The 25,194-nt window shown below is 72.2% G+C and carries 25 protein-coding genes and 1 tRNA gene; 22 read left to right on the top strand and 4 right to left on the bottom strand.

Annotation, left to right across the window (positions count from 1 at the left end; translation table 11 throughout):
- The first annotated feature begins 3 nt into the window (after nucleotides 1-3).
- The 8 genes from QFW80_RS02205 (at nucleotide 4) to QFW80_RS02170 (ending at nucleotide 8,130) form a co-directional block, all read left to right on the top strand.
- A complete protein-coding gene (locus QFW80_RS02205; RefSeq protein ID WP_280599440.1) occupies nucleotides 4-1,101 on the top strand; it encodes an acetylornithine deacetylase in 1,098 nt (365 codons plus the stop codon).
- Nucleotides 1,098-2,429, top strand: a complete 1,332-nt coding sequence (locus QFW80_RS02200) for an acetylglutamate kinase (RefSeq protein WP_280599438.1) — start codon at nucleotides 1,098-1,100, stop codon at nucleotides 2,427-2,429. The genes QFW80_RS02205 and QFW80_RS02200 overlap by 4 nt, the downstream gene beginning before the upstream one ends.
- Nucleotides 2,426-3,040, top strand: a complete 615-nt coding sequence (locus tag QFW80_RS02195; RefSeq protein WP_280599436.1) for a GNAT family N-acetyltransferase — start codon at nucleotides 2,426-2,428, stop codon at nucleotides 3,038-3,040. Before QFW80_RS02200 ends, QFW80_RS02195 begins: the two co-directional genes overlap by 4 nt.
- Nucleotides 3,037-3,990, top strand: a complete 954-nt coding sequence (gene argC / locus QFW80_RS02190) for an N-acetyl-gamma-glutamyl-phosphate reductase (protein ID WP_280599434.1) — start codon at nucleotides 3,037-3,039, stop codon at nucleotides 3,988-3,990. Before QFW80_RS02195 ends, argC begins: the two co-directional genes overlap by 4 nt.
- An 87-nt stretch (nucleotides 3,991-4,077) precedes the next feature.
- The gene (gene argH, locus QFW80_RS02185) at nucleotides 4,078-5,370 is read left to right on the top strand and encodes an argininosuccinate lyase (RefSeq protein ID WP_280599433.1); all 1,293 of its coding nucleotides are present in this window, start codon (nucleotides 4,078-4,080) and stop codon (nucleotides 5,368-5,370) included.
- The gene (locus QFW80_RS02180) at nucleotides 5,367-5,636 is read left to right on the top strand and encodes a YciI family protein (RefSeq protein WP_280599431.1); all 270 of its coding nucleotides are present in this window, start codon (nucleotides 5,367-5,369) and stop codon (nucleotides 5,634-5,636) included. Before argH ends, QFW80_RS02180 begins: the two co-directional genes overlap by 4 nt.
- 4 nt (nucleotides 5,637-5,640) lie before the next feature.
- Nucleotides 5,641-6,780: a glutamate 5-kinase gene (gene proB / locus QFW80_RS02175; protein WP_280599428.1), complete on the top strand. Its 1,140-nt coding sequence runs from the start codon at nucleotides 5,641-5,643 to the stop codon at nucleotides 6,778-6,780.
- Nucleotides 6,781-6,873: 93 nt separating this feature from the next.
- Nucleotides 6,874-8,130, top strand: coding sequence for a glutamate-5-semialdehyde dehydrogenase (locus QFW80_RS02170; RefSeq protein ID WP_280599426.1), 1,257 nt, complete (start codon nucleotides 6,874-6,876; stop codon nucleotides 8,128-8,130).
- 163 nt (nucleotides 8,131-8,293) lie between these two features.
- Here QFW80_RS02170 and QFW80_RS02165 read toward each other — a convergent pair whose 3' ends face one another.
- A complete protein-coding gene (locus QFW80_RS02165) occupies nucleotides 8,294-8,506 on the bottom strand; it encodes a hypothetical protein (protein WP_280599425.1) in 213 nt (70 codons plus the stop codon).
- Nucleotides 8,507-8,752: 246 nt separating this feature from the next.
- Between QFW80_RS02165 and QFW80_RS02160 the strand changes: the two genes are divergently transcribed.
- The gene (locus QFW80_RS02160) at nucleotides 8,753-9,070 is read left to right on the top strand and encodes a hypothetical protein (RefSeq protein ID WP_280599423.1); all 318 of its coding nucleotides are present in this window, start codon (nucleotides 8,753-8,755) and stop codon (nucleotides 9,068-9,070) included.
- Nucleotides 9,071-9,141: 71 nt separating this feature from the next.
- Here the strand turns inward: QFW80_RS02160 and QFW80_RS02155 are convergent.
- Both QFW80_RS02155 and QFW80_RS02150 read right to left on the bottom strand, forming a co-directional pair.
- A tRNA-Pro gene (locus QFW80_RS02155) sits at nucleotides 9,142-9,218 on the bottom strand.
- Nucleotides 9,219-9,290: 72 nt separating this feature from the next.
- Nucleotides 9,291-9,953 (bottom strand): Crp/Fnr family transcriptional regulator, encoded by a 663-nt coding sequence (locus tag QFW80_RS02150; RefSeq protein ID WP_425603491.1) that lies wholly within the window; start codon nucleotides 9,951-9,953, stop codon nucleotides 9,291-9,293.
- Nucleotides 9,954-10,255: 302 nt separating this feature from the next.
- Here QFW80_RS02150 and hisS point away from each other — a divergent pair, with 302 nt between their 5' ends.
- The 12 genes from hisS (at nucleotide 10,256) to hisIE (ending at nucleotide 21,653) form a co-directional block, all read left to right on the top strand.
- On the top strand, nucleotides 10,256-11,638 hold the full coding sequence (gene hisS / locus QFW80_RS02145; protein WP_280599419.1) for a histidine--tRNA ligase: 1,383 nt from the start codon (nucleotides 10,256-10,258) through the stop codon (nucleotides 11,636-11,638).
- A gap of 115 nt (nucleotides 11,639-11,753) precedes the next feature.
- Entirely contained in the window at nucleotides 11,754-13,637 is a 1,884-nt protein-coding gene (locus tag QFW80_RS02140; protein WP_280599418.1) for an HAL/PAL/TAL family ammonia-lyase, read from the top strand.
- A gap of 16 nt (nucleotides 13,638-13,653) precedes the next feature.
- A complete protein-coding gene (locus tag QFW80_RS02135) occupies nucleotides 13,654-14,016 on the top strand; it encodes a hypothetical protein (RefSeq protein ID WP_280599416.1) in 363 nt (120 codons plus the stop codon).
- 123 nt (nucleotides 14,017-14,139) lie between these two features.
- Nucleotides 14,140-14,466 (top strand): YerC/YecD family TrpR-related protein, encoded by a 327-nt coding sequence (locus QFW80_RS02130; RefSeq protein ID WP_280599415.1) that lies wholly within the window; start codon nucleotides 14,140-14,142, stop codon nucleotides 14,464-14,466.
- A gap of 10 nt (nucleotides 14,467-14,476) precedes the next feature.
- Nucleotides 14,477-15,391: an ATP phosphoribosyltransferase gene (hisG, locus tag QFW80_RS02125; protein WP_280599413.1), complete on the top strand. Its 915-nt coding sequence runs from the start codon at nucleotides 14,477-14,479 to the stop codon at nucleotides 15,389-15,391.
- The gene (hisD, locus tag QFW80_RS02120) at nucleotides 15,388-16,722 is read left to right on the top strand and encodes a histidinol dehydrogenase (protein ID WP_280599411.1); all 1,335 of its coding nucleotides are present in this window, start codon (nucleotides 15,388-15,390) and stop codon (nucleotides 16,720-16,722) included. The genes hisG and hisD overlap by 4 nt, the downstream gene beginning before the upstream one ends.
- Nucleotides 16,719-17,834, top strand: a complete 1,116-nt coding sequence (gene hisC / locus QFW80_RS02115) for a histidinol-phosphate transaminase (RefSeq protein ID WP_280599408.1) — start codon at nucleotides 16,719-16,721, stop codon at nucleotides 17,832-17,834. The genes hisD and hisC overlap by 4 nt, the downstream gene beginning before the upstream one ends.
- Nucleotides 17,834-18,910, top strand: a complete 1,077-nt coding sequence (gene hisB / locus QFW80_RS02110; RefSeq protein ID WP_280599406.1) for a bifunctional histidinol-phosphatase/imidazoleglycerol-phosphate dehydratase HisB — start codon at nucleotides 17,834-17,836, stop codon at nucleotides 18,908-18,910. The genes hisC and hisB overlap by 1 nt, the downstream gene beginning before the upstream one ends.
- Nucleotides 18,907-19,509 (top strand): imidazole glycerol phosphate synthase subunit HisH, encoded by a 603-nt coding sequence (hisH, locus tag QFW80_RS02105; RefSeq protein ID WP_280599404.1) that lies wholly within the window; start codon nucleotides 18,907-18,909, stop codon nucleotides 19,507-19,509. The genes hisB and hisH overlap by 4 nt, the downstream gene beginning before the upstream one ends.
- Nucleotides 19,506-20,264, top strand: a complete 759-nt coding sequence (gene hisA, locus QFW80_RS02100) for a 1-(5-phosphoribosyl)-5-[(5-phosphoribosylamino)methylideneamino]imidazole-4-carboxamide isomerase (protein ID WP_280599402.1) — start codon at nucleotides 19,506-19,508, stop codon at nucleotides 20,262-20,264. The genes hisH and hisA overlap by 4 nt, the downstream gene beginning before the upstream one ends.
- Nucleotides 20,264-21,037 (top strand): imidazole glycerol phosphate synthase subunit HisF, encoded by a 774-nt coding sequence (hisF, locus tag QFW80_RS02095; protein ID WP_280599400.1) that lies wholly within the window; start codon nucleotides 20,264-20,266, stop codon nucleotides 21,035-21,037. The genes hisA and hisF overlap by 1 nt, the downstream gene beginning before the upstream one ends.
- Nucleotides 21,030-21,653: a bifunctional phosphoribosyl-AMP cyclohydrolase/phosphoribosyl-ATP diphosphatase HisIE gene (gene hisIE, locus QFW80_RS02090; RefSeq protein WP_280599397.1), complete on the top strand. Its 624-nt coding sequence runs from the start codon at nucleotides 21,030-21,032 to the stop codon at nucleotides 21,651-21,653. The genes hisF and hisIE overlap by 8 nt, the downstream gene beginning before the upstream one ends.
- Before the next feature lie 20 nt (nucleotides 21,654-21,673).
- On the opposite strand, the gene QFW80_RS02085 is transcribed toward hisIE, so the two are convergent.
- A complete protein-coding gene (locus QFW80_RS02085) occupies nucleotides 21,674-23,488 on the bottom strand; it encodes a sensor domain-containing diguanylate cyclase (protein WP_280599395.1) in 1,815 nt (604 codons plus the stop codon).
- Between the two features lie 133 nt (nucleotides 23,489-23,621).
- Here QFW80_RS02085 and QFW80_RS02080 point away from each other — a divergent pair, with 133 nt between their 5' ends.
- Nucleotides 23,622-25,163, top strand: a complete 1,542-nt coding sequence (locus QFW80_RS02080; protein ID WP_280599394.1) for a calcineurin-like phosphoesterase family protein — start codon at nucleotides 23,622-23,624, stop codon at nucleotides 25,161-25,163.
- Nucleotides 25,164-25,194 lie beyond the last annotated feature (31 nt).

Genomic DNA, 25,194 nt, shown 5'->3' with positions numbered 1-25,194 from the left:
CACATGACAGACCTGCTCGCTCCCATCCTCGACCACCTCGAACGTCTGGTGTCCTTCGACACCCGCAATCCGCCGCGCGCGATCGGCACCGGCGGGATCTTCGACTACATCCGCGCGCAGCTGCCGGACTTCCAGGTCGAGGTGCTCGACCATGGCGCAGGCGCGGTGTCGCTGTTCGCGGTGCGGGGCACGCCGGCGCGGCTGTTCAACGTGCACCTGGACACGGTGCCGTCGTCGCCGCACTGGACTGCGGACCCGCACGTGCTGCGGGTGGCCGACGGGCGCGCGACGGGCCTGGGCGCCTGCGATATCAAGGGCGCCGCCGCGGGTCTGCTGGCGGCCGCGCAGGCGGGGCCGGGCGACGCCGCGTTCCTGTTCACCAGCGACGAGGAGGCCAACGACGCCCGTTGCATCGCCGCCTTCCTCGCCCGCGACCACGGCTTCCGCGACGTGGTGGTGGCCGAACCCACGCATTGCGAGGCGGTGCTCGCCCACCGCGGGATCAGCGCGGTGCGGATGGCGTTCCGCGGCGAGGCCGGGCATGCGTCGGGCGCCGCCGCGCTGGACGCCAGCGCGCTGCACCAGGCGGTGCGCTGGGGCGGGCGGGCGCTGGAGCTGGTCGGGCAGGAATCGCACCGCCGCTTCGGTGGGCTGACCGGGCTGCGCTTCAACATCGGCCGGATCGAGGGCGGGATCAAGGCCAACGTGATCGCGCCCGCGGCCGAGCTGCGCTTCGGGTTCCGCCCGCTGCCCTCGCACGACATCGACCAGCTGCACGCCACCTTCCGCGGCTTCGCGGCGCCCGATGCGCTGGAGGCCTACGAAGAGACCTTCCGCGGCCCCTCGCTGCCCGGCGGGGACGTCGCGGCCGCCGAAGAGCGGCGGCTGGCGGCGCGCGACCTGGCCGAGGACCTCGGCCTGCCGGTCGGCAACGCGGTGGATTTCTGGACCGAGGCCTCGCTGTTCTCGGCCGCCGGCCTGACCGCGCTGGTGTTCGGCCCCGGCGACATCGCCCAGGCCCACACCGCCGACGAGTGGGTGTCGCTGGATCAACTGCAACGCTACGGCGGCCTGGTCGGCCGCATCCTCGGATCCGCATGAACATCGACGCCAACCGGCAGACCCGGCAGACCATCGTGCGCCTGCTCTCGAGCATGGCCAGCGCGAAGGAGATCAGCCAGTACCTCAAGCGCTTCTCCCAGGTCGACGCCAAGCGCTTCGCCGTGGTCAAGGTCGGCGGCGCGGTGCTGCGCGACGACCTCGAGGCGCTGACCTCGTCGCTGACCTTCCTGCAGGAAGTGGGGCTGACCCCGATCGTGCTGCACGGCGCCGGGCCGCAGCTCGACGCCGAGCTCTCGGCCGCCGGGATCGCCAAGCAGACGGTCAACGGCCTGCGCGTGACCTCGCCCGAGGCGCTGGCGATCGTGCGCCGCGTGTTCCAGGCCTCCAACCTCACCCTGGTCGAGGCGCTGCAGCAGGCGGGCGCGCGCGCGACCTCGATCACCGGCGGCGTGTTCGAGGCCGAGTACCTCGACCGCGACACCTACGGCCTGGTGGGCGAGGTGCGGGCGGTCAACCTGGCGCCGATCGAGGCCAGCCTGCAGGCCAGCTCGATCCCGGTCATCGCCAGCCTGGGCGAGACCGCCGGCGGCCAGATCCTCAACATCAACGCCGACTTCGCCGCCAACGAGCTGGTCCGTGTGCTGCAGCCCTACAAGATCATCTTCCTCACCGGCACCGGCGGGCTGCTGGACGCGGACGGGCAGGTGATCGATTCGATCAACCTGTCCAGCGAGTACGAGCACCTCATGCAGCAGCCGTGGATCAACGGCGGCATGCGGGTGAAGATCGAACAGGTCAAGGACCTGCTCGACAACCTGCCGCTGGAATCCTCGGTCTCGATCACTCGCCCGGCGGACCTGGCCAAGGAGCTGTTCACGCACAAGGGCTCGGGCACCCTGGTCCGGCGCGGCGAGAAGGTGCTGCGCGGCACGGACTGGGACGCGTTCGACCGCGACCGCCTGCGCGACCTGATCGAGCGCAGCTTCGGCCGGCGGCTGGCGCCGGACTACTTCGAACGCACCACGCTGCTGCGCGCCTACGTCAGCGAGAACTACCGCGCCGCGGTGATCCTCACCGACGGCGACGGCATGGTGTACCTGGACAAGTTCGCGGTGCTCGACGACGCCCAGGGCGAGGGGCTCGGCCGCGCGGTCTGGAACGTGATGCGCGAGGAGACGCCGCAGCTGTTCTGGCGCTCGCGCCACAACAACCAGATCAACATCTTCTACTACGCCGAATCCGACGGCTGCTACAAGCAGGAGAAGTGGAAGGTGTTCTGGTACGGCATCGAGGCCTTCGCCGACATCCAGCGCTGCGTGGCGCACTGCGCCACGCGCCCGCCGACGCTGCAGGAGGCTTTGCCATGACCGGCATCGACGCCTTGCCCGCGCCCTGGCGCAGCGTCCCGCGGCTGGTCGGGCGCCACGCTGTGCTCGAACCGCTGCAGGCCGCGCATGCCGACGGTCTGCGGGCCGTGGTCGAGGGCGGCGGCCTGGACGCGCTGTGGTACACCCACGTCCCGGCGCCGGACCGCGTGGACGCCTACGTCGCCGGGGTGCTCGAGGCGCAGGCGCAGGGACGCGAGCTGCCTTTCGTGGTGCGCGCTGCCGATGGCGCGATCGTCGGCTGCACCCGCTTCTACGGCCTCGAACCGGAGGTGCCCAAGCTGCTGATCGGCTACACCTGGTACGCGCCGCGCGTGCAGCGCAGCGGCGTGAACACCGAATGCAAGCGCATGCTGCTCGAACATGCCTTCGACACCCTGCGCTGCGTGAACGTGAGCTTCGAGACCAGCTGGTTCAACCACGCCTCGCGCGCGGCGATCGCGCGCCTGGGCGCGAAGCAGGACGGCGTGCTGCGCAACGCCAAGCGCCATTCCGACGGCTCGCTGCGCGACACGGTGGTGTTCTCGATCCTCGATACCGAATGGCTGGCGGTGCGCCGGCACCTGCAGGCCCGGCTGGACGCGCACGCATGAACCAGGCTCCCGTCTCCCTCGGCATCGTCGGTGCGCGCGGCCACACCGGTCGCGAACTGATCCGGCTGGTGGCCGCCCATCCACGGTTCGAGCTCGCCTTCGTGTCCTCGCGCGAACTCGACGGGCAGCCGGTCGCCGACCATAACGACGGCTACACCGGCGCGCTGCGGTTCCAGGCCCTGGATGCCGACGCGGTGGCGGCCGCCGGTGCCGACGCCGTGGTGCTGGCCCTGCCCAACGGCAAGGCCGCGCCGTTTGTCGCGGCACTGGACGCGGCACGACCGGAGACGGTGGTCGTCGACCTGTCCGCGGACTACCGCTTCGATGACGGCTGGTACTACGGCCTGCCCGAACTCACCCGCGCGCGCTATTCCGGCCAGCGCCGGATCAGCAACCCGGGCTGCTACGCGACCGCGATGCAGCTGGCGGTCGCGCCGATGCGCGAGCTGCTGGACGGGCCGGCGCAGTGCTTCGGGGTGTCGGGCTACTCCGGCGCCGGCACCACGCCGTCGGACAAGAACGACGTCGCCCTGCTGCGCGACAACCTGATGCCCTACGCCCTGGCCGACCACCTGCACGAGCGCGAGGTCACCCGCCAGCTCGGCGCGCCGGTCGAATTCATGCCGCACGTGGCGCCCCACTTCCGCGGCATCACCATGACCGTGAACCTGCACCTGCGCGCGCCGGTGACGCCCGAGGCGGTGCAGGCGCGCTACCGCGAGCGCTATGCCGGCGAGCCGCTGGTGACGGTCGTCGACCAGGCGCCGTGGGTGAGCCGCATCGCCGGCCGACACGGGGTCGAGATCGGCGGCTTCACCCTGGCCCCGGGCGGGCGCCGGCTGGTGGTGGTGGCCACGCTCGACAACCTGCTCAAGGGCGCCGCGACCCAGGCGATGCAGAACCTCAACCTCGCGTTCGGCTTCGACGAGCTGGCGTCGATCCCGGTGTAGCGCGCTGCCCGGCGTGGGCCCCGGCCCGCGTTGTGGTGGACTGGAACACACGCAATCGCGGGCCGCGGCCCGCGCATGGAGATCCCGATGTCCGACCTGTTGTGGCAGAAGCCCGGCGTCACGGTGGATGCGCAGATCCAGCGCTTCCTGGCCGGCGACGACGTGGTGCTCGACCGCGAGTTCTTCCTGCACGACATCGTCGCCAGCACCGCGCATGCGCAGGGGCTGCAGCGCGTGGGCATCCTGTCGGCCGACGAGCTGGCCGGGCTGGAGCGCGAGCTCGCCGCGCTCGCCGACGACTTCCACGCCGGCGCCTTCGTGCTGGATGAGCGCTTCGAGGACGGCCATTCCGCCATCGAGGCGCGCCTGACCGAGCGCCTGGGCGATGCCGGCCGCAAGATCCACACCGGCCGCAGCCGCAACGACCAGGTGCTGGTCGCCACCCGCCTGTGGCTGAAGGAGAAGCTGGCGCGGGTGGCCGCGCTCTCGCGCGAGGTGGCGAAAGTGGCGCTCGATCGCGCCGGCGCCGAACGCGGGCTGCCGATCCCGGGCTACACCCACGTGCAGCGCGCCGTGGTGTCCTCGGCGGGCATGTGGTGGGCCGGCTGGGCCGAAGCCTTCATCGACGATGCCGTGCGCGCGAACGACACGCTGGCGCTGGTGGACTGCAACCCGCTGGGCACCGCCGCCGGCTACGGCGTCAACCTCGCGCTCGACCGCGAGCACACCACGGCCGCGCTGGGCTTTTCGCGGATGCAGGTCTCGCCGGTGTACGCGCAGCTTTCGCGCGGCAAGTTCGAACTCGCCGCGCTCGAGGCGCTGGGCAGCGCCACGCTGGACCTGCGCCGCATCGCCTGGGACCTGTCGCTGTTCACCAGCGCCGAATTCGGCTTCGTCGCGCTGCCGGCGCAATACACCACCGGCAGCTCGATCATGCCCAACAAGCGCAACCCGGACGTGATCGAGCTGATGCGGGCCACCCACGCCAGCGTCGCCGCCGCGCGGACCGAGATCGAACAGCTGCTGTCGCTGCCCTCGGGCTACCACCGCGACCTGCAGGCTTCCAAGGGCGCGATCTTCCACGGTTTCGGTCGCGGGCTGGCGGCACTCGAACTGCTGCCGGCGCTGCTGGCGAACCTCGAGTGGCGCGAGGACCGCCTGCGCGCCGCGATCGACGCCGGCATGTACGCGACCGACGTGGCGGTGGAAGCTGCCATCGCCGGCGTGCCGTTCCGCGAGGCCTATCGCGCGGCCGCGGCCGCGTCGGAGTCCGCCGGGCAGGGGCGCACGCCGGAAGCGAGCCTGGCCGCGCGCACCTCGCCCGGCGCCGCGGCGGACCTGCGGCTGGATGCGCTGCGGGCGCGCTGGGATGCACTGTGAACGCGCCGGGCTTGCGGTATCTCGTGGTGCTGACGCGCCGGCCCGGTTTCGACGAGACGCTCGTGGCGCCGCACCTCGCGTTCCTGGACGAGTTGCGCGGGCAGGGCCTGCTGGAACTGAGTGGCGGGTTCGCCGATCGCAGCGGCGGTGCCTACCTGTTGCGCGGCGTGGGCAGCCTGGAACAGGCCCAGGCCCTGGTCGCGCGCGATCCGCTGGTCGCGCAGGGCGCGTCGGACCTTGCCCTCCATGCCTGGCACGCACGCTGACGCCATGAACGCCCACGCCTTCTCCGAACAGCTGCTGCCGCCCTGGCGGCGCGCCGTGCTCAAGGTCGGCAGCAGCCTGCTGGCGGCCAACGGCGGCGGACTGTCGACCGAGTACGCGCAGGCGATCGCCGGCTTCGTGGTCGCCGCGCACCGCGCCGGGCGCGAGGTGGTGGTGGTGTCTTCCGGCGCGGTCGCCGCGGGCCGCGCGATCCTGCGCGAGCAGCCGCGCGACGGCGCCGAGATGGCCGAACGCCAGGCGCTCGCCGCGGTCGGCCAGGCGCGCCTGATCGGCTTCTGGCAGGGCCTGCTGGACCGCCAGGTCGCGCAGGTGCTGCTGACCCACGACGACCTGCGCAACCGCCGTCGCTACCTCAACGCGCGCGCCACGCTGTCGGCGCTGCTGCACCACCGCGCGGTGCCGGTGGTCAACGAGAACGACACCGTCTCGGTGGACGAGCTCAAGCTCGGCGACAACGACAACCTGGCCGCGATCGTGGCCGCACTGGTGGATGCGGATGTGCTGTTCATCGCCACCGACATCGACGGCCTGTACGACGCCGACCCGCGTCGCAACCCCGATGCGCGGCCGGTGGAAGTGGTGCCCAAGCTCACGCCGACGCTGCTGGCCGCAGCGGGAGGCTCGGGCAGCGTCGTCGGCACCGGCGGCATGCGCACCAAGCTCGAGGCGGCGCAGCGGGCTTCGGCGGCGGGCGTGGCGACGGTGCTGTTCAACGGCACCCGCGCCGACGTGCTCGAAGGCCTGGCGGCCGACCGCCTGCGCGGCACCCGCATCCATGCGTTGCGCAGCCGCGTGGCCGTACGCAAGCACTGGCTGCAGAACGCGCCGGCCGAGGCGGGCGGCATCTTCGTCGACGCCGGTGCGGCCAATGCGCTGGTGGAGAAGGGCGCGTCGCTGCTGCCAGGCGGCGTGGTCACGGCCGAAGGCGAGTTCCGTCGCGGCGACATGGTCGAGGTCTGGCTGCGCGACGAGCGCGGCAGCCGGCGCGTGGCGCGCGGCGTGAGCCAGTATTCGGCCGCCGACATCCGCCGCGTGGCACGGCGCCACTCGCGCGAGATCGAGGGCGTGCTCGGCTACAGCTACGGCGGCACCATCATCCATCGCGACGACCTGATGCTGGTCTAGCGCGACAGCGGGACCTTAGCGTCGGATGACAGCACGGAAGCGCCGCATCCGTAATGGAAGGAAGGCAAATGACAGGACGGGAAGCACGACGAGATGAGTGAGATCCGGGAACTTGCCTTGCGCTGCCGCGACGCGTCCCGCGCCGTCGCCGCGCTGCACACCGAAGATCGCTACGCGATGCTGCGCGCCATGGCCGACGCCCTGGTGGCCGATGCGCCGGCGATCCTCGCGGCCAATGCGCAGGACCTGGACGCGGCCCGCGACAAGGGCGTCGGCGCGGCCATGCTCGATCGCCTGCGGCTGGACGACGCGCGCCTGGCGGGCGTGGCCGACGCCCTGCGCGAGGTGGCCGCGCTGCCCGATCCGGTGGGCCGGGTGACGCGGCGCGAGACGCGCCCCAACGGCATCGTGGTCGAACGCGTGCGCACGCCGCTGGGCGTGGTGGCCATGATCTACGAGGCGCGCCCCAACGTGACCGCGGACGCCGCGGCGCTGTGCCTGAAGGCCGGCAACGGGGTGATCCTGCGCGGCGGCAGCGAGGCGATTCGCTCCAACCAGGCGATCGCCCGGGCGCTGCACCGGGCGCTGGAGGCGGCGGGCGTGCCCGCGGCCGCGCTCACCATCGTCGAGGATCTGCGCCGCGAGACCATGGTCGAGCTGCTGCAGCTCACCGACATCGTCGACCTCGCCATCCCGCGCGGCGGCGAAGGCCTGATCCGGTTCGTCGCCGAACACGCCCGCGTGCCGGTAATCAAGCACTACAAGGGCGTATGCCACCTGTACGTGCACGCCGATGCCGACCAGGCCCTGGCGCTGCGGCTGCTGGTGGACGGCAAGGTCTCGCGCCCCAGTGCCTGCAACGCGCTGGAGACGCTGCTGGTGCATGCCGACGCCGCGGAAGAATTCCTGCCGCGGGCGGCGCACGCGCTGCGCGCGCATGGCGTCGAGCTGCGCGGGGATGCCGCGGCGCGCGGGATCGTGCCAGACATGGGCGAAGCGACCGTGGACGACTACGACGCCGAGTACCTGGACCTGGTCATCGCGGTGCGGGTGGTGGACTCGCTGGAGACGGCGCTCGACCACATCCATCGCCACGGTTCCGACCACACCGAGGTGATCGCCACCCCCGACCCCGCCGTCGCCGAGGCCTTCGTGCAGGCGCTGCGCTCCGCGGTGGTGATGGTCAACGCGTCCTCGCGCTTCAGCGACGGCGGCGAGCTGGGCCTGGGCGCCGAGATCGGCATCTCGACCACGCGCCTGCACGCCTACGGGCCGATGGGGCTGGAGGCGCTGACGGTGGAGCGGTTCGTGGTGCGCGGCGAGGGGCAGACGCGGAACATCCACGACTGAGAAACGGCCGCCCCATGCGCGGCACGACTCGAAGGCGCGGGGTCCCCGGCGTTTCCGTAGCGTCGGACGGGAAAAAAAAGACCGGCGCAGGACCGGTCAGGGGATGAAGCGATGGGCGCAGCCGTGGAGAGCCGGCTGCGCGAAGCATTTGCTGCAGGCGGGCTCAGGCGGACTCCGCCACCGTTTCCAGCTCGCCGTCGTCGTTCTGGGCCTGCACCGTGATGGCGAGGCCGTGGTTGAGGCTGCGGGCGTCGGCCATCAGCTGCGCGATCTCCAGCGCCTTGTCGCGCTCGGGGAACCAGAACAGCGGCCGCTCGCCGTCCAGCAGCTGCCAGCCACCGCCGCTGCGCACCAGTCGCAGGATCGATCCAGGCATTGCAGGCTCCGTAGGGGGAAGAGGCGCCCCGGCCCAGCGGTCGACTTGCTCAAGGTCGCGGCTCTGGTTCCGTTGCTGAGCGGCATCCGTTGCCAGTTGCAGTGGCCGGGCTGCCGGGGCGATGCCAGTGTCCTCCCGGCAGCGGGCTTGCGCAGTCGGCGCATTGCGCATCGCGCCGTAGGATTTTTCCTACTCCAGGCTGGGCTATGCTCGTCGCCAGACGCCCGTCCGCCCCAAGAGGACCCGATGACCCGGTTCGCGCGCTCCATGTCTGGAACGGCAGGTGCGGTCCTGGCGGTGTGCGGCGCCGCGCTGCTGGCGGGCTGTCTGTCGGATCCGGGACCGCGGATCGGCGGAAGCGGCCGGTGCAGTGACGCGGGCCTGGGCTGGGCCATCGGTCAGCCCGCGGACGAAGCGACCATGCGCCGCCTGCTGCGCGAGAGCGGGGCGGGGCTGATCGACCCGCTCGGTCCCGACAGCCGGGTGCGCGGGGACCACCGCGACGACCGTCTGCGGGTGAGGATCGACGCCGACAACCGGATCCGGTCGGCCCGCTGCGAGTAACGCCCCCGGTGCGACAGCCAGACGCGAAAAAGCCGGCGCGAGGCCGGCTTGTCCGTATTGCGTGCCGCGGTTGGTCGGGGAGACAGGATTTGAACCTGCGACTTCTACGTCCCGAACGTAGCGCTCTACCAGGCTGAGCTACACCCCGACTTGGGCGAGCCGCGTATTTTAGTGACCCAGTGTGCCGCGAGGCAAGGGGGGCGGACCTCCCGGTTGGACCTCAGTGCAGCGCGGAGGCCAGTTCGTGCAGCGCCGCCGGGTCCAGGATCTCGACATGATGGGGGTCGGGCAGGGCGATGACACCCTGTTCGCGCAGCCGGGTGAAGCTGCGGCTCACCGTTTCGACCGTCAGGCCCAGGTGGTCGGCGATGTCGCCGCGACCCATCGGCAGGGCCATGCGCGGGTCGTGGGCCGGAATCGACATCTGCCGACGCAGCCGCACCAGGAAACTCGCCAGCCGCTCCGGCGGCGACAGCCGCGCCAGCAGCAGCATCGCGTCGTGGGCGTCGTCCAGCTCTCGGCAGGCGCGGTCGAGCAGGGTGTGCTCGAACGCGGGAAAGCGTTCGCGCAGGTCGCGGATGCCGTCGATCTCGAACGCGCACACGCGGCTCGGTACCACCGCTTCGACGCCATGGCGGTGCACCGCGTGTTCGGACAGGCCGACGAAGTGGCCGGGCAGCACGAATGCCACCACCTGGCGGCGGGCGTCGGCCAGCGTGCGCACCAGCCGCAGCATGCCGCTGGTGACGCTGTAGGCGTGGCGGCATGGCTGCCCGGCGCGCGCGAGTTCGGCGTTGGCCTGCAGCTCCAGCGAGGTGACGTGGCGTTCCAGCGCGTCGGCGGCCGGCGGCGGCAGCGCCGCGCACACCGCGAGGTCGCGCACGGAACAGCGGGCGCAATCGAGCGGCTCGACGCTCCGGGAGTGCTGCCGGCAGCGGGCGGTGAACTGGCTGGTCATGGAAAGCCCCTCGCATCCTGGCGCCCATTGCGCATCCTGCCCGCCGTGCGGCGAAAGCGGAGCCTCAACCGGGCGGGTGCGACCATCATAGCGACCTGCGCGGCGCGGCGTGCTGGATAAATCGTCCACGTGCCGGGCGGCCGGCCGTAGAGGCGGGTCCTCCCGCAGCCGGCGCCGGCGGGCCGGTTAGAATGGGCGACTGTCCCGTTGAAACCGCCACCCCCGGCATGATCAAGCCCCGTACCCCCACCGGCGTCATGGAACTGCTGCCGCGCGACCAGATCGCGTTCCAGCGCATGCTCGACACCATCCGCCGCATCTTCGAGGGGTTCGGTTTCCTGCCGATCGAAACGCCGGTGTTCGAGCTGTCGGAGGTGCTGCTGACCAAGTCCGGCGGCGAGACCGAGCGCCAGGTGTATTTCGCCCAGTCGACCGGCACGCTGGAGAAGGCCGAGGCCGGGCTGCCCGAGCTGGCGCTGCGGTTCGACCTGACCGTACCGCTGGCGCGCTACGTGGCCGAGCACGAGCACGAACTCGCGTTCCCGTTCCGGCGCTACCAGATGCAGCGCGTGTACCGCGGCGAGCGCGCGCAGCGCGGGCGCTTCCGCGAGTTCTACCAGTGCGACATCGACGTGATCGGCAAGGACGCGCTCTCGCCGCGCCACGACGCCGAGATCCCGGCCGTGATCCACGCCGTGTTCGACGCGCTGGACATCGGCGATTTCACCATCCAGTTCAACCACCGCAAGCTGCTGCGCGGCTGGTTCGAAGGCCAGGGCATCGCCGGCGACGCGCAGCTGCCGGTGCTGCGCGAGATCGACAAGCTCGACAAGCGCGGCGAGGACGCGGTGCGCGCGACGCTGGCGGGCGAGGGCTTCGGCCTGTCGGATACGGTCATCGACCAGCTGCTCGCGTTCTCGCGCGTGCGTTCGACCGGGCATGACGACGCCCTGGCGAAGCTGGAGGCCCTGGGCCAGGGCACCGCGCTGTTCGAGGAAGGCCGCGACGAACTGCGCGAGGTGCTGCACCGGCTCAAGGCGCTGGGCGTGCCGGAGTCGCGCTACGCGATCAACCTCTCGATCGCGCGCGGGCTGGACTACTACACCGGCATCGTCTACGAGACCACGCTCGATGCGCACCCTGGCATCGGTTCGATCTGCTCGGGCGGCCGCTACGACAACCTCGCCAGCCACTACACCCGGTCGAAGCTGCCGGGCGTGGGCATTTCCATCGGCCTGACGCGCCTGTTCTGGCAGCTGCGCGAGGCGGGCCTGGTGGCGACGGCCGACAGTTCGGTCGACGTGCTGGTGACCCTGTTCGACGATGCCGGGCTCGACCACGCGCTGGGCCTGTCGCAGCAACTGCGCGCCGCCGGGCTGAACGTCGAGACCCAGCTCGAACCGCGCAAGCTCGGCAAGCAGATGCAGTACGCCGACCGCGCCGGCATCCGCTTCGTGGTCATCCGCGGCGACGACGAGGCCGGACGCGGCGTGGTCGCGGTGAAGGACCTGCGCCGCGGCGAGCAGTTCGAGGTCGCCGACGCCGACCTGGCGCGCACGCTGCTGGTCGAGCGCGAGCAGTGGCGCGCGCTGGGGCAGGGCGCGGGTTGAGCGCGGGCGGCACGTCCGTGCCCGGGTCGATGGCGTCCGTTCCGCCGCATGGCCGACCGCGCACGGCCGTGCCCGTGCCGGCACGTGGCGTCGCAACAACGAAGGCGGTAGATCGATGAAACCCGTACTGCTCGACGGCCGCTCGCTGACGCGCGACCAGCTGGTGATGGTGGCGCACGGCGCGCTGGTGGCGCTGGACGACGCGGCGCTGCGCGACGTGGCACGTGCGGCCGACTTCCTGGCCGCGCAGGTCGCGCGCGAAGAGCCGATCTACGGCGTGTCCACCGGCTTCGGCAGCAATGCCGACAAGCTGCTGGGCGCGCACCCGCTGCGCGATGAGCTGCCTGGCGCGGCGAAGTCGGGGCGCTCGCTGCACGAAGAGCTGCAGCACAACCTGATCGTGACCCACGCGGTGTGCGTCGGCGAGCCGCTGGCGGCCGATGTGGTGCGCGCGATGCTGTGCATCCGCATCAACACGCTGCTCAAGGGCCATTCGGGCATCCGCGTGCAGACGCTCGAAGCGTTGGCGGCGCTGCTCAACGCCGGCGTGGTGCCGGTGGTCCCGGCGCTGGGGTCGGTGGGCGCCTCGGGCGATCTTGCCCCGCTGTCGCATCTTGCCATCGTGCTGCTGGGCGGCGGCGAGGCCTTCGTCGACGGCGAACGCGTGCCCGGTGCCGAGGCGCTGCGGCGCGCCGGCCTCGCCCCAGTCGCGCTGTCGTACAAGGAAGGCCTGGCGCTGAACAACGGCACCGCGCAGATGCTGGCCACCGGCGCGCTTGCGCTGCACCGGCTGGACCGCCTGCTGGATACCGCCGACCTCGCGGCGGCCATGACCCTGGACGCCTTCGCCGGCCGCCTGGGCGCGTTCGACGCGGACGTGCACGCGCTGCGCCCGCATCCGGGGCAGGTGCGCACCGCCGCGCACGTGCGCGAGCTGCTGGCAGGCTCGACGCTGGCCGACATTCCCTACCATCTGGTGCCGAAATTCCGTCCGTGGCGACCGGAGAGCTGGGACACCGAGGACGCCCGGCGTCTGACCTTCGATATCGGCTGGGACTGGGTGCCGAGCGACCAGCGCCATGGCCGCGAGAAGTTCTACGCGCGGTTCAAGCCGTTCCGCGGCGGCAAGAAGCACCAGCCGCAGGACAGCTACTCGCTGCGCTGCATCCCGCAGGTGCACGGCGCGGTGCGCGACGCGGTCGAGCACGCGCGTCGCGTGTTCGACATCGAGCTCAACGCGGTGACCGACAACCCGCTGCTGTTCCCCGAACGCGAGGCCGACCACGTCGAGCAGCAGGTGATCTCGGCCGGCCACTTCCACGGCATGCCGCTGGCGCTGGCGATGAGCGCGGTCAAGGCGGCGATCCCGGTGCTGGCCGCGATCAGCGAGCGCCGGCTCAACAAGCTGGTCGACCCGGCCACCAGCGACGGGCTGCCGGGCTTCCTGATCGGCAACGAGGACGGCACCGAATCGGGCTTCATGATCGTGCAGTACACCGCGGCGGCGATCGTCAACGACCTGGCCACGCGTGCGCACCCGGCCAGCGTGTACTCGATCCCCACCAGCGCCAACGCCGAGGACCACGTGTCCATGGGCACCAACGAGGCGCGCCACGTCCTGTCGATGGCCGACGACCTGGGCAAGGTGTTGGCGCTGGAGCTCTACACCGCCGCGCAGGCGCTGGACCTGCGCCTGGACATGATCAACGCCGCGCGCGACCTGGCCCGCCGCGCCGACGCGGCCGCGCTCGCGCGCAAGGTGCACGGCGTGGGCGAGGCCGACCCGCGTTATCCGGCACTCATGGCCGAAGTCGAGGCGCTGCGCGCGGAACTGGCGCAGGCCGACGCGTTCCACCCGGGAACCCGGGTCGCAGCCGCGCACGCCGCGATCCGCGAACGCATCCCGTTCCTGGACCGCGACCGCGCGCTGGACGGCGAGGTCGCCACCGCGGTGCAACTGGTGGCCGACGGCAGCCTGCTCGCGGCGATCGGCCAGTGAGCGGCGGGCCGCGCGCTTGAACCTGCCGCTGCACTTCGGCTGGGCAGGCGTGTTCGAGGCAGCGCTGATCGCGCTGCTGATCGGCCTGGCGATGTGGTTCGCGTGGAACTGGATCGCGCGTCGGGCTGGCTTCAGCCAGGCGCATGCCATCGGCTGGGCCTGCGTCAGTGCGATCGCCATCGCGGCCGGCATCGACAGCTGGAACCTGTTCTACCTCGGCGCGGTGAAGCTCGAGTCGCCGGTGTATGCGCGGATCGCGCTGGCGAAGATCCACGACCCCAATTTCCTGGGCACGCGGGTGTTCATGGCCTGGACCGGCGCGCTCTGCGGCGTGGTGGCGGGCTGGAGCCTGACCGCGCATCGGAGCCGGGCGGACTGACGGGGGGCTTCGCCGCGGGCGGAGCGGAAAGCCCGGCATGGGCACTCTGGCCGGGCGGCGACCGGGGACCCTGTTCCGGGCCGGGTTGACTAATGTAATAACGCGCTATTACATTATGCGGCCATGAAACAGCGCATCGAACCCCTGCCGGAGTCCGACGCCGACGCCTCGTTCCGGGCGCTGGCGAAGGCGTTCGCCGGCCTGGAGCGTGCCGACGAGGCCGCGGCCTTCCTGCGCGACCTGTGCACGCCGGCCGAGCTCGAAGCCATGGCCGACCGCTGGCGGGTGGTGCCGATGCTGCTGCAGGGCGTGCCGTACCGCGAGATCCACGAGCGCACCCTGGTCAGCGTGACCACCATCGGCCGGGTGGCGCGCACGCTCGAGCATGGCGCCGGCGGCTACGCGGCCGCGGTCCGGCGCCAGTACCCCCGGCTCGCGCCGGGCCATTGAGGAAGTTCCCATGAGTCCCACGGCCGTCCCCGCGGCGCGCGATCGCCTGCGCATCGCCATCCAGAAGTCCGGTCGCCTGAGCGATCCGGCGCGCGCGCTGCTGGCCGCGTGCGGCCTGTCCTGGCGCGAAAGCCGCGACAAGCTGTTCTGCTACGGCGAGACCCTGCCGGTCGACCTGCTGCTGGTGCGCGACGACGACATCCCGGGGCTGCTCGCCGACGGCGTCTGCGACTACGGCATCGTCGGCCGCAACGTGCTCGAGGAGCAGGCGGCGCTGCGCGAGGGCGAGGGCAAGCCGCAGGTATCGAAGGAAGTGCGGCCGCTCGGTTTCGGCGGCTGCCGGCTGGACATCGCCGTGCCCGAGGCCTGGGACTGGGACGGCCCGGAGCAGCTGCAGGGCAAGCGGATCGCCACCAGCTACCCGGGCCTGCTCGCACGCTGGCTCGCCGCGCAGCAGGTGGACGCGAGCGTGGTGATGCTGTCGGGTTCGGTCGAGATCGCGCCGCGGCTGGGACAGGCGGACGTGGTCTGCGACCTGGTCTCCAGCGGCGGCACCCTGCTGGCCAACCAGCTCAAGCCGGTGGCGACGATCATGCGCAGCGAGGCGGTGCTGGCCGGGCCGGTGCAGCCCTTCGCCGACATCCGCGGCGAGCTGGCGCAGATGCTGCTGCGGCGCTTGGACGGCGTGCTGCGCCTGAAGGACAGCCGCCTGCTGCTGTTCCAGGCGCGCCGCGACGAAGTCGCGGGCCTGCTGGAAATGCTGCCCGACGCCGAGGCGCCGACGGTTCTGCAGGTGGACGGCGCGGACACGCTGGCGCTGCAGGCGCTGTGCCACGGCGCGATGACCTGGCAGCGGCTGGAGGACCTCAAGCGCGCCGGTGCGCGCGGGCTGATGGTGGTGCCGGTGGAGAGGATGCTGGCATGAGCGCATCCCTTGCCCAGCGGCTGGAGTGGTCCGCGCTCGATGCCGATGCGCGCGCGGCGGCGCTGCAGCGCCCGGTGCAGTCGGTCGCGGCGCAGGTGCGGGGCACCGTGGCCGCGCTGATCGAGGAGGTCCGTACCGGTGGCGAGGCCGCGCTGCGCGCCATCAGCCTGCGCCTGGACGGAGTCGACCCGGATACGTTCGAAGTCGGGGAGGCCGCGTTCGCCGCGGCCGAGGCCGCGCTGCCCGCGGCGCTGAAGGCCGCGATCGTGGAGGCGGCCGAGCGCATCGAGCGCTTCCATCGCGCCGGCATGGTGCAGGGCTACGCGGTCGAGACCGCGCCGGGCGTGGTGTGCGAGCGCGTGGTGCGCGCGATCGACCGCGTCGGCCTGTACGTGCCGGCCGGCAGCGCGCCGCTGCCGTCAACCGCGCTGATGCTCGGCATACCGGCGCGCCTGGCCGGGTGCCGCGAGACCGTGCTGTGCACGCCGCCGCGGCGCGACGGCAGCGCCGATCCGGCGGTGCTGTTCGCGGCCCGCGCGACCGGCGTGCAGCGGGTGTTCGTGCTGGGCGGCGCGCAGGCGATCGCGGCCATGGCCTTCGGCGCCGGCGGCGTGCCGCGCTGCGCCAAGCTGTACGGCCCGGGCAATGCCTACGTCACCGAAGCCAAGCAGCAGGTCGCGCAGGCGGGCATCGCCGCGATCGACATGCCGGCCGGTCCGTCGGAAGTGCTGGTGATCGCCGACGACGGGGCCGACGCCGGCTTCGTCGCCGCCGACCTGCTGTCGCAGGCCGAGCACGGCCCCGATTCGCAGGTGCTGCTGCTCAGCGACAGCGCGGCCCTGCTGGACCGCGTCGAGCGTGCGCTCGAGGACCAGCTCGCCGTGCTGCCGCGCGCCGGCATCGCGCGCCAGGCGCTGTCGCGTTCGCGGCTGGTGCGGGTCTACGCGCTCGAAGAGGCCTTCGTGATCAGCAACGCCTACGCCCCCGAACACCTGATCCTGGCCCTGCGCGAACCGCGCGCCTGGCTCGACCGCGTCTCGGCCGCCGGCTCGGTGTTCCTCGGCGACTTCACGCCCGAGGCGATCGGCGACTACTGCAGCGGCACCAACCACGTGCTGCCGACCAACGGCGCCGCGCGCGCCTACAGCGGCGTGTCAGTGGCCAGCTTCCAGACCTTCGTGACCGTGCAGTCGGCCAGCGCCGCGGGCATCGCCGCCATCGGCGCCTGTGCCGTGACCCTGGCCGAAGCCGAGGGGCTCGAGGCGCACGCGAATGCGGTGCGGCTGCGCCTGCAGCGCGGCGCGGCGCCCGGCTCGCGGGAGGCCGCATGAGCCGCGTGACCGACCTGCTGCGCGAGGACCTGCGCGACTTCGCGGGCTACAGCTCCGCGCGCAGCGAGGCGCTGGACGGCGAGATCTGGCTCAACGCCAACGAGTCGGCGTGGCCGAACGCCGCCGATGGCGACGGCAGCTGCCGCCGCTATCCCGACCCGCAGCCGGCGGCGCTGCGCGATGCGCTGGCAGAGCTGTACAGCGTGCCGCCCGAGCGTGTGCTGGTGGGCCGCGGCAGCGACGAGGCGATCGACCTGCTGGTGCGCGCCGCCTGCGCCCCGGGCCGCGACGCGGTGCTGGTGACGCCGCCGGTGTTCGGCATGTACGCGGTGAGCGCCCGGCTGCAGGGCGCGCCGCTGGTCGAGGTGCCGCTGCGCGACGATCCGCAGGCCGGGCTCGTGCCCGACATCGCGGCCATCGGCGAGGCGGCCGTGGCGCGCGGGGCGAAACTGGTGTTCCTGTGCTCGCCCTCGAATCCCGGCGGCGCCGCGATTGCGCTGGCCGAGATCGATGCCCTGACGCGCCTGCTCGACGGTCGCGCGCTGGTGGTGGTGGACGAGGCGTATGGCGAATTCGCCGACGGCCCCTCGGCGACCACGATGCTCGACGCGCTGCCGAATCTCGTCGTGCTGCGCACGCTGTCGAAGGCGCATGCGCTGGCGGCGGCGCGCATCGGCGTCGCGCTCGGCGATCCGGCGCTGATCGCCGCCCTGCGCCGCTGCCAGGCGCCGTACCCGGTGCCCACTCCGTGCGCCGCCATGGCGCTGGCCGGCCTGGGTGCCGAGGCACGCGGGCAGACCTGCGCGCGCGTGGGCGTCGTGCGCAGCGAACGCGCGCAGCTGGCGGTGGCGCTGCAGGCGCTGCCGGGCGTGCGGCGCGTGTATCCCTCGGATGCGAATTTCCTCCTGGTCCGCTTCGACGATCCCGGCGCCGCGTTCGACGCGCTGCTGGCGGCGGGCATCGTAGTCCGCGACCAGCGGTCCGGCTTCGGGCTCGGCGACGCGCTGCGCATCAGCATCGGTACGCCCGAGCAGAACGCGCGGGTGCTCGAGGTGCTGTCGGCCCAGGCCGAGCGGTTGGCCGACGCGCCTCGGGCGCGGGGGGCTGCCTGATGGGCACGAAGATCCTGTTCGTCGACCGCGACGGCACCCTGATCGAGGAGCCGGCCGATTTCCAGATCGACGCCTACGAGAAGCTGCGCTTCGTCCGCGGCGTGATTCCGGCGATGCTCCGGCTGCGTGACGCTGGCTTCGAGTTCGTGATCGTCACCAACCAGGACGGCCTGGGCAGCGAGGCCTACCCGCGCGCGAGCTTCGACGGGCCGAACGACCTGATGCTGCAGGTGTTCGAGAGCCAGGGCATCGTGTTCCGCGAGGTGCTGGTCGACGCCAGCTGGCCGGCCGACAACGCGCCCACGCGCAAGCCCGGCCTCGGGCTGGTGCAGCACTACCTGCGCGACCGCGGCATCGACCTCGACCGTTCCGCCATGGTCGGCGACCGCGAGACCGACCTGCAGTTCGCGCGCAACCTCGGCATCCGCGGGTTCCAGCTGCGCACGGAGCAGTTTGGCGGGGAGTGGGACTGGGCCGGCATCGCCCACGAGCTGGCCGACGCGCCGCGGCGTGCGCGCGTCCAGCGCGACACGAAGGAAACCCGGATCACCGTCGATCTCGACCTTGACCGCGGCGCCGATGCCGAGGTCTCCACCGGCCTGCCGTTCTTCGACCACATGCTCGACCAGATCGGCAAGCACGGCGGCATCGCGCTGCGCGTGCGCGCCGAGGGCGACCTGCACATCGACGAGCACCACACCGTCGAGGACACCGGCATCGCGCTCGGCCAGGCCCTGCGCGAGGCGCTGGGCGACAAGCGCGGCATCGCCCGCTACGGCTTCACCCTGCCGATGGACGAGACGCTCGCCAGCGCGGCGCTCGATTTCGGCGGCCGGCCGTACCTGGTGTTCGACGGCACGTTCCGGCGCGAGCGCGTGGGCGACCTGCCGACCGAGCTGGTGGAGCACTTCTTCCGCTCGGTGTGCGATGCCGCCGCGCTCAACCTCAACCTCAGGGTCGAGGGCGAGAACGACCACCACAAGGTGGAAGCCTGCTTCAAGGCCTTCGCGCGCGCGCTGCGGATGGCGGTGCGACGCGAGGGCGCCGAGCTGCCCAGCACCAAGGGCGTGCTGTGATGCGGGTGGTGCTGGTCGACGCCGGCGGCGCCAACCTCGGCTCGGTGCGGTACGCGCTGCAGCGGCTGGGAGTCGAGGCGGCGCTGGCCACGACGGCGGACGAGATCCTCGCCGCGGACCGCGTGATCCTGCCGGGCGTGAGCACCGCGGCCACGGTGATGCGCCGGCTGCGCGAGCTGGGCTTGGTCGACACCCTGCGCGCGCTGCGCCAGCCGCTGCTGGGCGTGTGCGTCGGCGCGCAGCTGCTGTTCGAGCATTCGGAGGAGGACGACACGCCGTGCCTGGGCCTGCTGCCCGGCACGGTGCGGCGCCTGCCGGCGGGCGAGGGCATCCGCGTGCCCCACATGGGCTGGAACCGGCTGCAGCGGCGCGGCGACGACCCGCTGCTGGCGGAGATCGCCGACGGCGCGCACGCCTACTTCGTGCACAGCTACGCCGCGCCGGTGACCGTCGACTGCATCGCCAGCAGCGAACACGGCGCGCCGTTCGCCGCAGTGGTGCGCCGCGGCCACGTCATGGGCGCCCAGTTCCACCCCGAACGCTCCGCCGCCGCGGGCGCGCGCCTGCTGCACAATTTCCTGTCGATGGAGCCCGCATGACCCGGCCCTACACCCTGTATCCGGCGATCGACGTGCGCAACGGCCGCGTGGTCCGGCTGGCCCAGGGCGACTATGCGCAGGAGACGCGCTACGGCGACGACCCGCTCGCGCTCGCCCGCGACTACGCCGCGCAGGGCGCACGCTGGCTGCACCTGGTGGACTTGGACGCCGCGCGCGCCGGCGGCTACACCCTGCTCGGGCTGGTCGCCGACATCGTCCGCGACACCGGCCTGCAGGTGCAGACCGGCGGCGGCGTGCGCGCACGCGACGATGTGCAGCGCATCCTCGATGCCGGTGCCTCGCGCGTGGTGATCGGATCGCTGGCCGTGCGCGAGGCCGACAGCGTGTGCGGCTGGCTCGACGCGCTGGGCAGCGAGCGCCTGACCATCGCCCTGGACACCCGCCAGGATCGCGAGGGCACCTGGCGGCTGCCGGTACACGGTTGGACCGAGACCGCGGCGGGCACCCTGCAGGACATGGCCCGCCGCTACGCCGCCCACGGCCTGCGCCACCTGCTGTGCACCGACATCACCCGCGACGGCATGATGACCGGCCCGAACCTCGACCTGTACCGGCTGCTGGTCGACGCGGTGCCGGCGCTGGAGCTGCAGGCCTCGGGCGGCGTGCGCGACCTCGACGACGTACTCGCCGCGCGCGCGACCGGCTGCGCCGGCGTGGTGCTGGGCCGCTCGCTGCTCGAGGGGCGGCTGGAGTTGCCGCAGGCGCTGGCGCGCGTGGCCGCGGACGTGCGCTGATGCTCGCCCGACGCATCATTCCCTGCCTGGACGTGCGCGACGGCCGCGTGGTCAAGGGCGTGCGTTTCCGCGACCACGTCGACATGGGCGATATCGTCGAGCTCGCGCTGCGCTATCGCGACGAGGGCGCGGACGAACTGGTCTTCTACGACATCAGCGCCACCCCGCAGCAGCGCTCGGTCGATCGCGGCTGGGTCGAGCGGGTATCGGCGCGGCTGGACATCCCGTTCTGCGTCGCCGGCGGGATCCGCGACGTCGACACCGCCCGCGCCGTGCTGCATGCCGGCGCCGACAAGATCTCGATCAACTCGCCCGCGCTGGAGCGCCCGGCGCTGATCGGCGAACTGGCCGAGGCCTTCGGCGTGCAGTGCGTGGTGGTCGGCGTGGACTCGATCCGCGAGCCGGACGGGCAGTGGCGGGTGCGCACCCATACCGGCGATCCGGACCGGATGCGCGCACCGTCGGTCCGCACCCTGGACTGGGTGGTGGAGGCGCAGCGCCTGGGCGCGGGCGAGATCGTGCTCAACTGCATGGACAGCGACGGCGTGCGCCGCGGCTACGACCTCGAGCAGCTGCGCGCGGTGCGCGCGCTCTGCGCCGTGCCGCTGGTGGCTTCCGGCGGCGCGGGCGAGCCGGAACACTTCGAGGCCGTGTTCCGCGAAGCCGACGTGGATGGCGCGCTCGCCGCCAGCGTATTCCACAGCGGCAGGATCCGGATTCCCGAACTTAAGCGCTTCCTGGGCGCGCAGGGCGTGGAGGTGCGCAATGACTGAGCAGGCGACGACCGCGGCCGCACCGGCACCCGAAGGCATCGACTGGGACAAGGGCGACGGCCTGGTGCCGGCCGTCGTGCAGGACGCGCGCACGCTGCGCGTGCTGATGCTCGGCTACATGGATCGCGCCGCGCTGGACGCCACGCTCTCCTCGCGCCGGGTCACCTTCTTCAGCCGCAGCAAGGGGCGGCTGTGGACCAAGGGCGAAACCTCCGGACACGTACTCGACCTGGTCTCGGTGGACGTGGACTGCGACGGCGACACCCTGCTGGTGCTCGCGCACCCGAACGGCCCCACCTGCCACCTGCAGCGCGAGAGCTGCTTCCCGGCGGCGCCCGGCTCGGTCCTGGCCGAACTGTCGGCGCTGGTGGAGCGTCGTGCGGTCGAGCGTCCGGAGGGCAGCTACACCACGCGCCTGTTCGACGGCGGCATGCGCCGCATCGCGCAGAAGGTGGGCGAAGAGGGCGTGGAGACCGCGCTCGCCTCGATCGCCGAAGACGACCAGGCGCTGCTGGGCGAGGGCGCGGACCTGCTGTTCCACCTGCTGGTGCTGCTGCGCGCGCGCGGCCTGGGGCTGGCGGACGTGGAGGCGACGCTGGCGACGCGCCGTCGCTGAGCCGGCAACGCCACCGGCGGCTACGCCGCGGTGATCGAAGTCCGCACGCAGTCGCGCCCGTTGGCCTTGGCCGCGTACAGCGCCTTGTCCGCCGTGTCGAGCGCGTCGTCGATGTCGTCGGGCGCATCGGGCGCGATGGTGTGCACGCCGATGCTGGCGGAGATCCGCAGCTGCGTGCCCTGCGATTCGAATTCGCCATCGACCAGGCTGCGCCGCACCGACTCGGCGACCGCGACCGCGCCGCGCAGGTCGTGGTTGGGCAGCACCACCACGAACTCCTCGCCGCCGAAGCGCGCCAGCAACGCGTCGTGCGGGCGCAGGCTGCGCCCGATGCGGCGCGCGGCCCAGCGCAGGCAGTCGTCGCCCACCAGGTGGCCGTGGCGGTCGTTGATGGACTTGAAGTGGTCCAGGTCGACCATCAGCAGCGACAGCGGGCGCCGCGCCTGGCGGCATTCGTCCAGCAGCCGGTCGAAGCCTTCGTGGAAGAAGCTGCGGTTGTACAGGCCGGTGAGCGCGTCGCGGCGGCTGGAGTCCTGCAGCTTCTCGTGCGCGTGCCGGAGCTGGGACAGCGCCTGCTGCAGCTCCTGCGTGCGCTCGGCGACGCTGCGCTCGAGCCGGCGGTTGGCCTCGTCGGTGATGCGCTGGTTCTCGTTGCGCAGCTGCGCGTAGCGGTAGCCCAGGGCGATCGAGAGCAGCAGCATCTCCAGCGCCGAACCGATCTGCACGCCGTATTCGGTGGCGAAATTCTTGGGCAGGGCCCCGAACGCGAGCAGGGTGAAGATGGCGGTGCCCAGCAGGAACATCGACCAGGCCAGCAGCAGCAGGCGCGCGGGCGTGTAGCCGCGGCGCAGCACGTGGATGGTCACCAGCACGATCCACAGCACGCCCACCAGCACCGCGCGCGAGGCGACGGGGGTGGAGATCCGGTACGGCAGCCATACCGAGGCCACGCCGAACACGAGGAAGAACCCGATCAGCGCGATCGTGCCCGCGTTCAGGCGTGGCGCCCGCTGCGGCAGTTCGAGGAAGGTGCGCGCGAACTGCAGCATCGCCACCAGCGCCAGGCAGATCGAGATCGGGACCATGTGGTCCGCCATCCACGGCGAGTCCGGCCACAGGTACTCGAAGCCCAGGCCGTTGAGCGTGAACAGCACCAGTCCGAACGCGGTGATGTGGCACAGGTACCAGAAGTAGCTGGCGTCGCGCAGCGACAGCCACAGCACCAGGTTGTAGAAGAACAGCGCCAGCAGGATGCCGTAGTACAGCCCGATCGCCAGCTGCGCATCGCGCGAGACCTCGGTGAACGCGGCCGGCGTGTACAGGTGCAGCGGCACCTGCATCGAACTCTCGCTTTCCACCCGCAGCAGCAGCTGCACGGGGGTATCCGTCGGCAGGTCCAGCAGCATGTTCGGATGCCGGTAGCGCACGCTGCGCGCCGCGAACGGCACGTGGTCGCCGCCGACGTGGTGCACCACGCGTCCGTCGGGATAGCGGACGAACAGGTCCAGCCGGTCGCTGAGTGGATACTCCTGTACCAGCAGCCAGCGCGGTTCGCCCGGGTTGCGGTTGACGACGGTGGCGTGGAACCAGAACGCGCCGCGCTGGAAACCGAAGGCGTCCTTGCCGCCCGGCAGTGCGGCGAAGCCGCCGTCCTCGATCCGGCGCCATGCGTCCTGCGGGCGGTCGGCGCGGGTCGCGTCGTGGCGGTAGCTCAGGTGCGGCGAGAGCGCGGCATCGCGGGCGTCGGGCGCCAGGTCCAGGGCCGGCCCCGCGAAGGCCGGCAGGCTACACGCAAGCAGCAGCCAGACCAGCAGGCAGCGCCACGTCGTCGTCATCGCATGCCCCGGTCCGTTGCGGATTCCATCTGCGAACGCCTGTCCCTCACCCCAGCTCGGCCATCAGGGGTAACGCCAATGGCGTTCATAATGGGACATGGTGGAGGCAGCGGGAGTCAAGGTGCGTCATCGCATGTGGTTCGTGGCACTGCTGGCCCTGTGCGGGTCGGGGCCCGCCGTCGCCTGCGTGCAGGGGTCGGTCTTCCTCGACGCGAACGGCGACGGCATGCGCCAGTCGACCGAGGCCGGGCTGCCGCGGGTGCGCGTGTCCGACGGCCGCGCGATCGTGGCCACCGATGGCGAGGGCCGCTGGCGCGGCCTGGCGCCGGGCACCACGCCGAGGTTCGTGATCAAGCCGGCCGGGTTCGCCGTCGCACCCGGCGGCGACGGGTTGCCCGCGTTCTGGCGCGCCGGGGATGCGCACGCGTGCGACTTCGCGCTGCGCCCGCAGACGCGTGGGCCGGGGCCGCTGAAGGTGGTGGTGAGCAGCGATCCGCAGGCGGGGACGCCGCGCGAGGTCGGCTTTTATGGCCGGGTCGTGGCGCGTGCGCTGCGTCCGCACCGCGACGCGGCGCTCGGCCTCACCCTCGGCGACATCGCCAACGACGACCTCTCGCTGTATCCCGACCTCATCCGCGCCACCGCCTCGCTCGGCGTGCCGTGGCTGCACCTGCCCGGCAACCACGATCTCGATCCGTCGGCATCCGGCGACGAGGATTCGCTGGCGACCTACCGGCGCGTGTTCGGGCCCGACACCTTCGCATGGGAAGAACGCGAAGCGAACTTCGTCCTGCTCGACAACGTGGTCGCGCAACCGGGCGGGCGCCCGGCCTATGTCGGCGGCCTGCGCGAAGACCAGTTCGATTTTCTCGCCCGCCTGCTGCCCACGCTCGATCCGCATCGCCTGCTGGTGGTGGCCGCCCACATCCCGTGGTTCGACACCGCCGCCGCGGGTCGCCCGCCGAGCCTGCGCCTGCACGACCGCGAGCGCCTGTTCGCACTCCTGCAGCCCTTCCCGAACGTGCTGCTGCTGAGCGGGCATCGACATGCCCAGCGCATGGTCGACCACGGACCCGGGAGCGGCTGGCAGGGCGGCTTGCCGCTGCGCGAGTTCAACGTCGGCGCGATGAGCGGCGCCTACTGGTCGGGGATCGATGACGACGACGGCATTCCCGTGTCGACCATGGCCGACGGCACGCCGCGCGGATTCGCCACGATGCAGGTGAGCCACGAGGGTGGTTACGGGCTGGCCTGGCATCCGACCGCGCGACTGGCGGACGACCCGTCCCGCACCGATGCCATGGCCCTGCATGCGCCGAAGCGGCTGCGGCGCGGCGCCTATCCGGCCTGGGGCGCCTACGCGAACGTCTTCCTCGGCCACGCCGGCACGCGCGTGGAGTACCGCGTCGACGATGGCGAATGGACGCCGATGCATCGCACCCATGCGCCCGATCCGCGACTGCTGGTCGAGAACGTGCGCGACGACCTCGCCGACGCGCTGCGCAGCTTCGACCGTTCGCCCGAGGCCGAGCCTTCCACCCACCTGTGGCGCGGCGCGCTGCCGACGCACCTGGCGCCCGGTCGCCATCGCGTCGAGGTGCGCAGCGTCGACGAGGCGGGACGCGAGTCGCGGGCGAGTACCTGGTACCGGCTGGAGGACGCGCCGGTTCGCTGACCGGCTTTGCACGGCTTGCCGTCGGGCCGAC

The sequence above is a fragment of the Luteimonas rhizosphaericola genome, from assembly GCF_029888045.1.
Taxonomy (GTDB): Bacteria; Pseudomonadota; Gammaproteobacteria; order Xanthomonadales; family Xanthomonadaceae; genus Luteimonas; species Luteimonas rhizosphaericola.
This window is presented reverse-complemented; position numbering and strand designations above follow the sequence as displayed.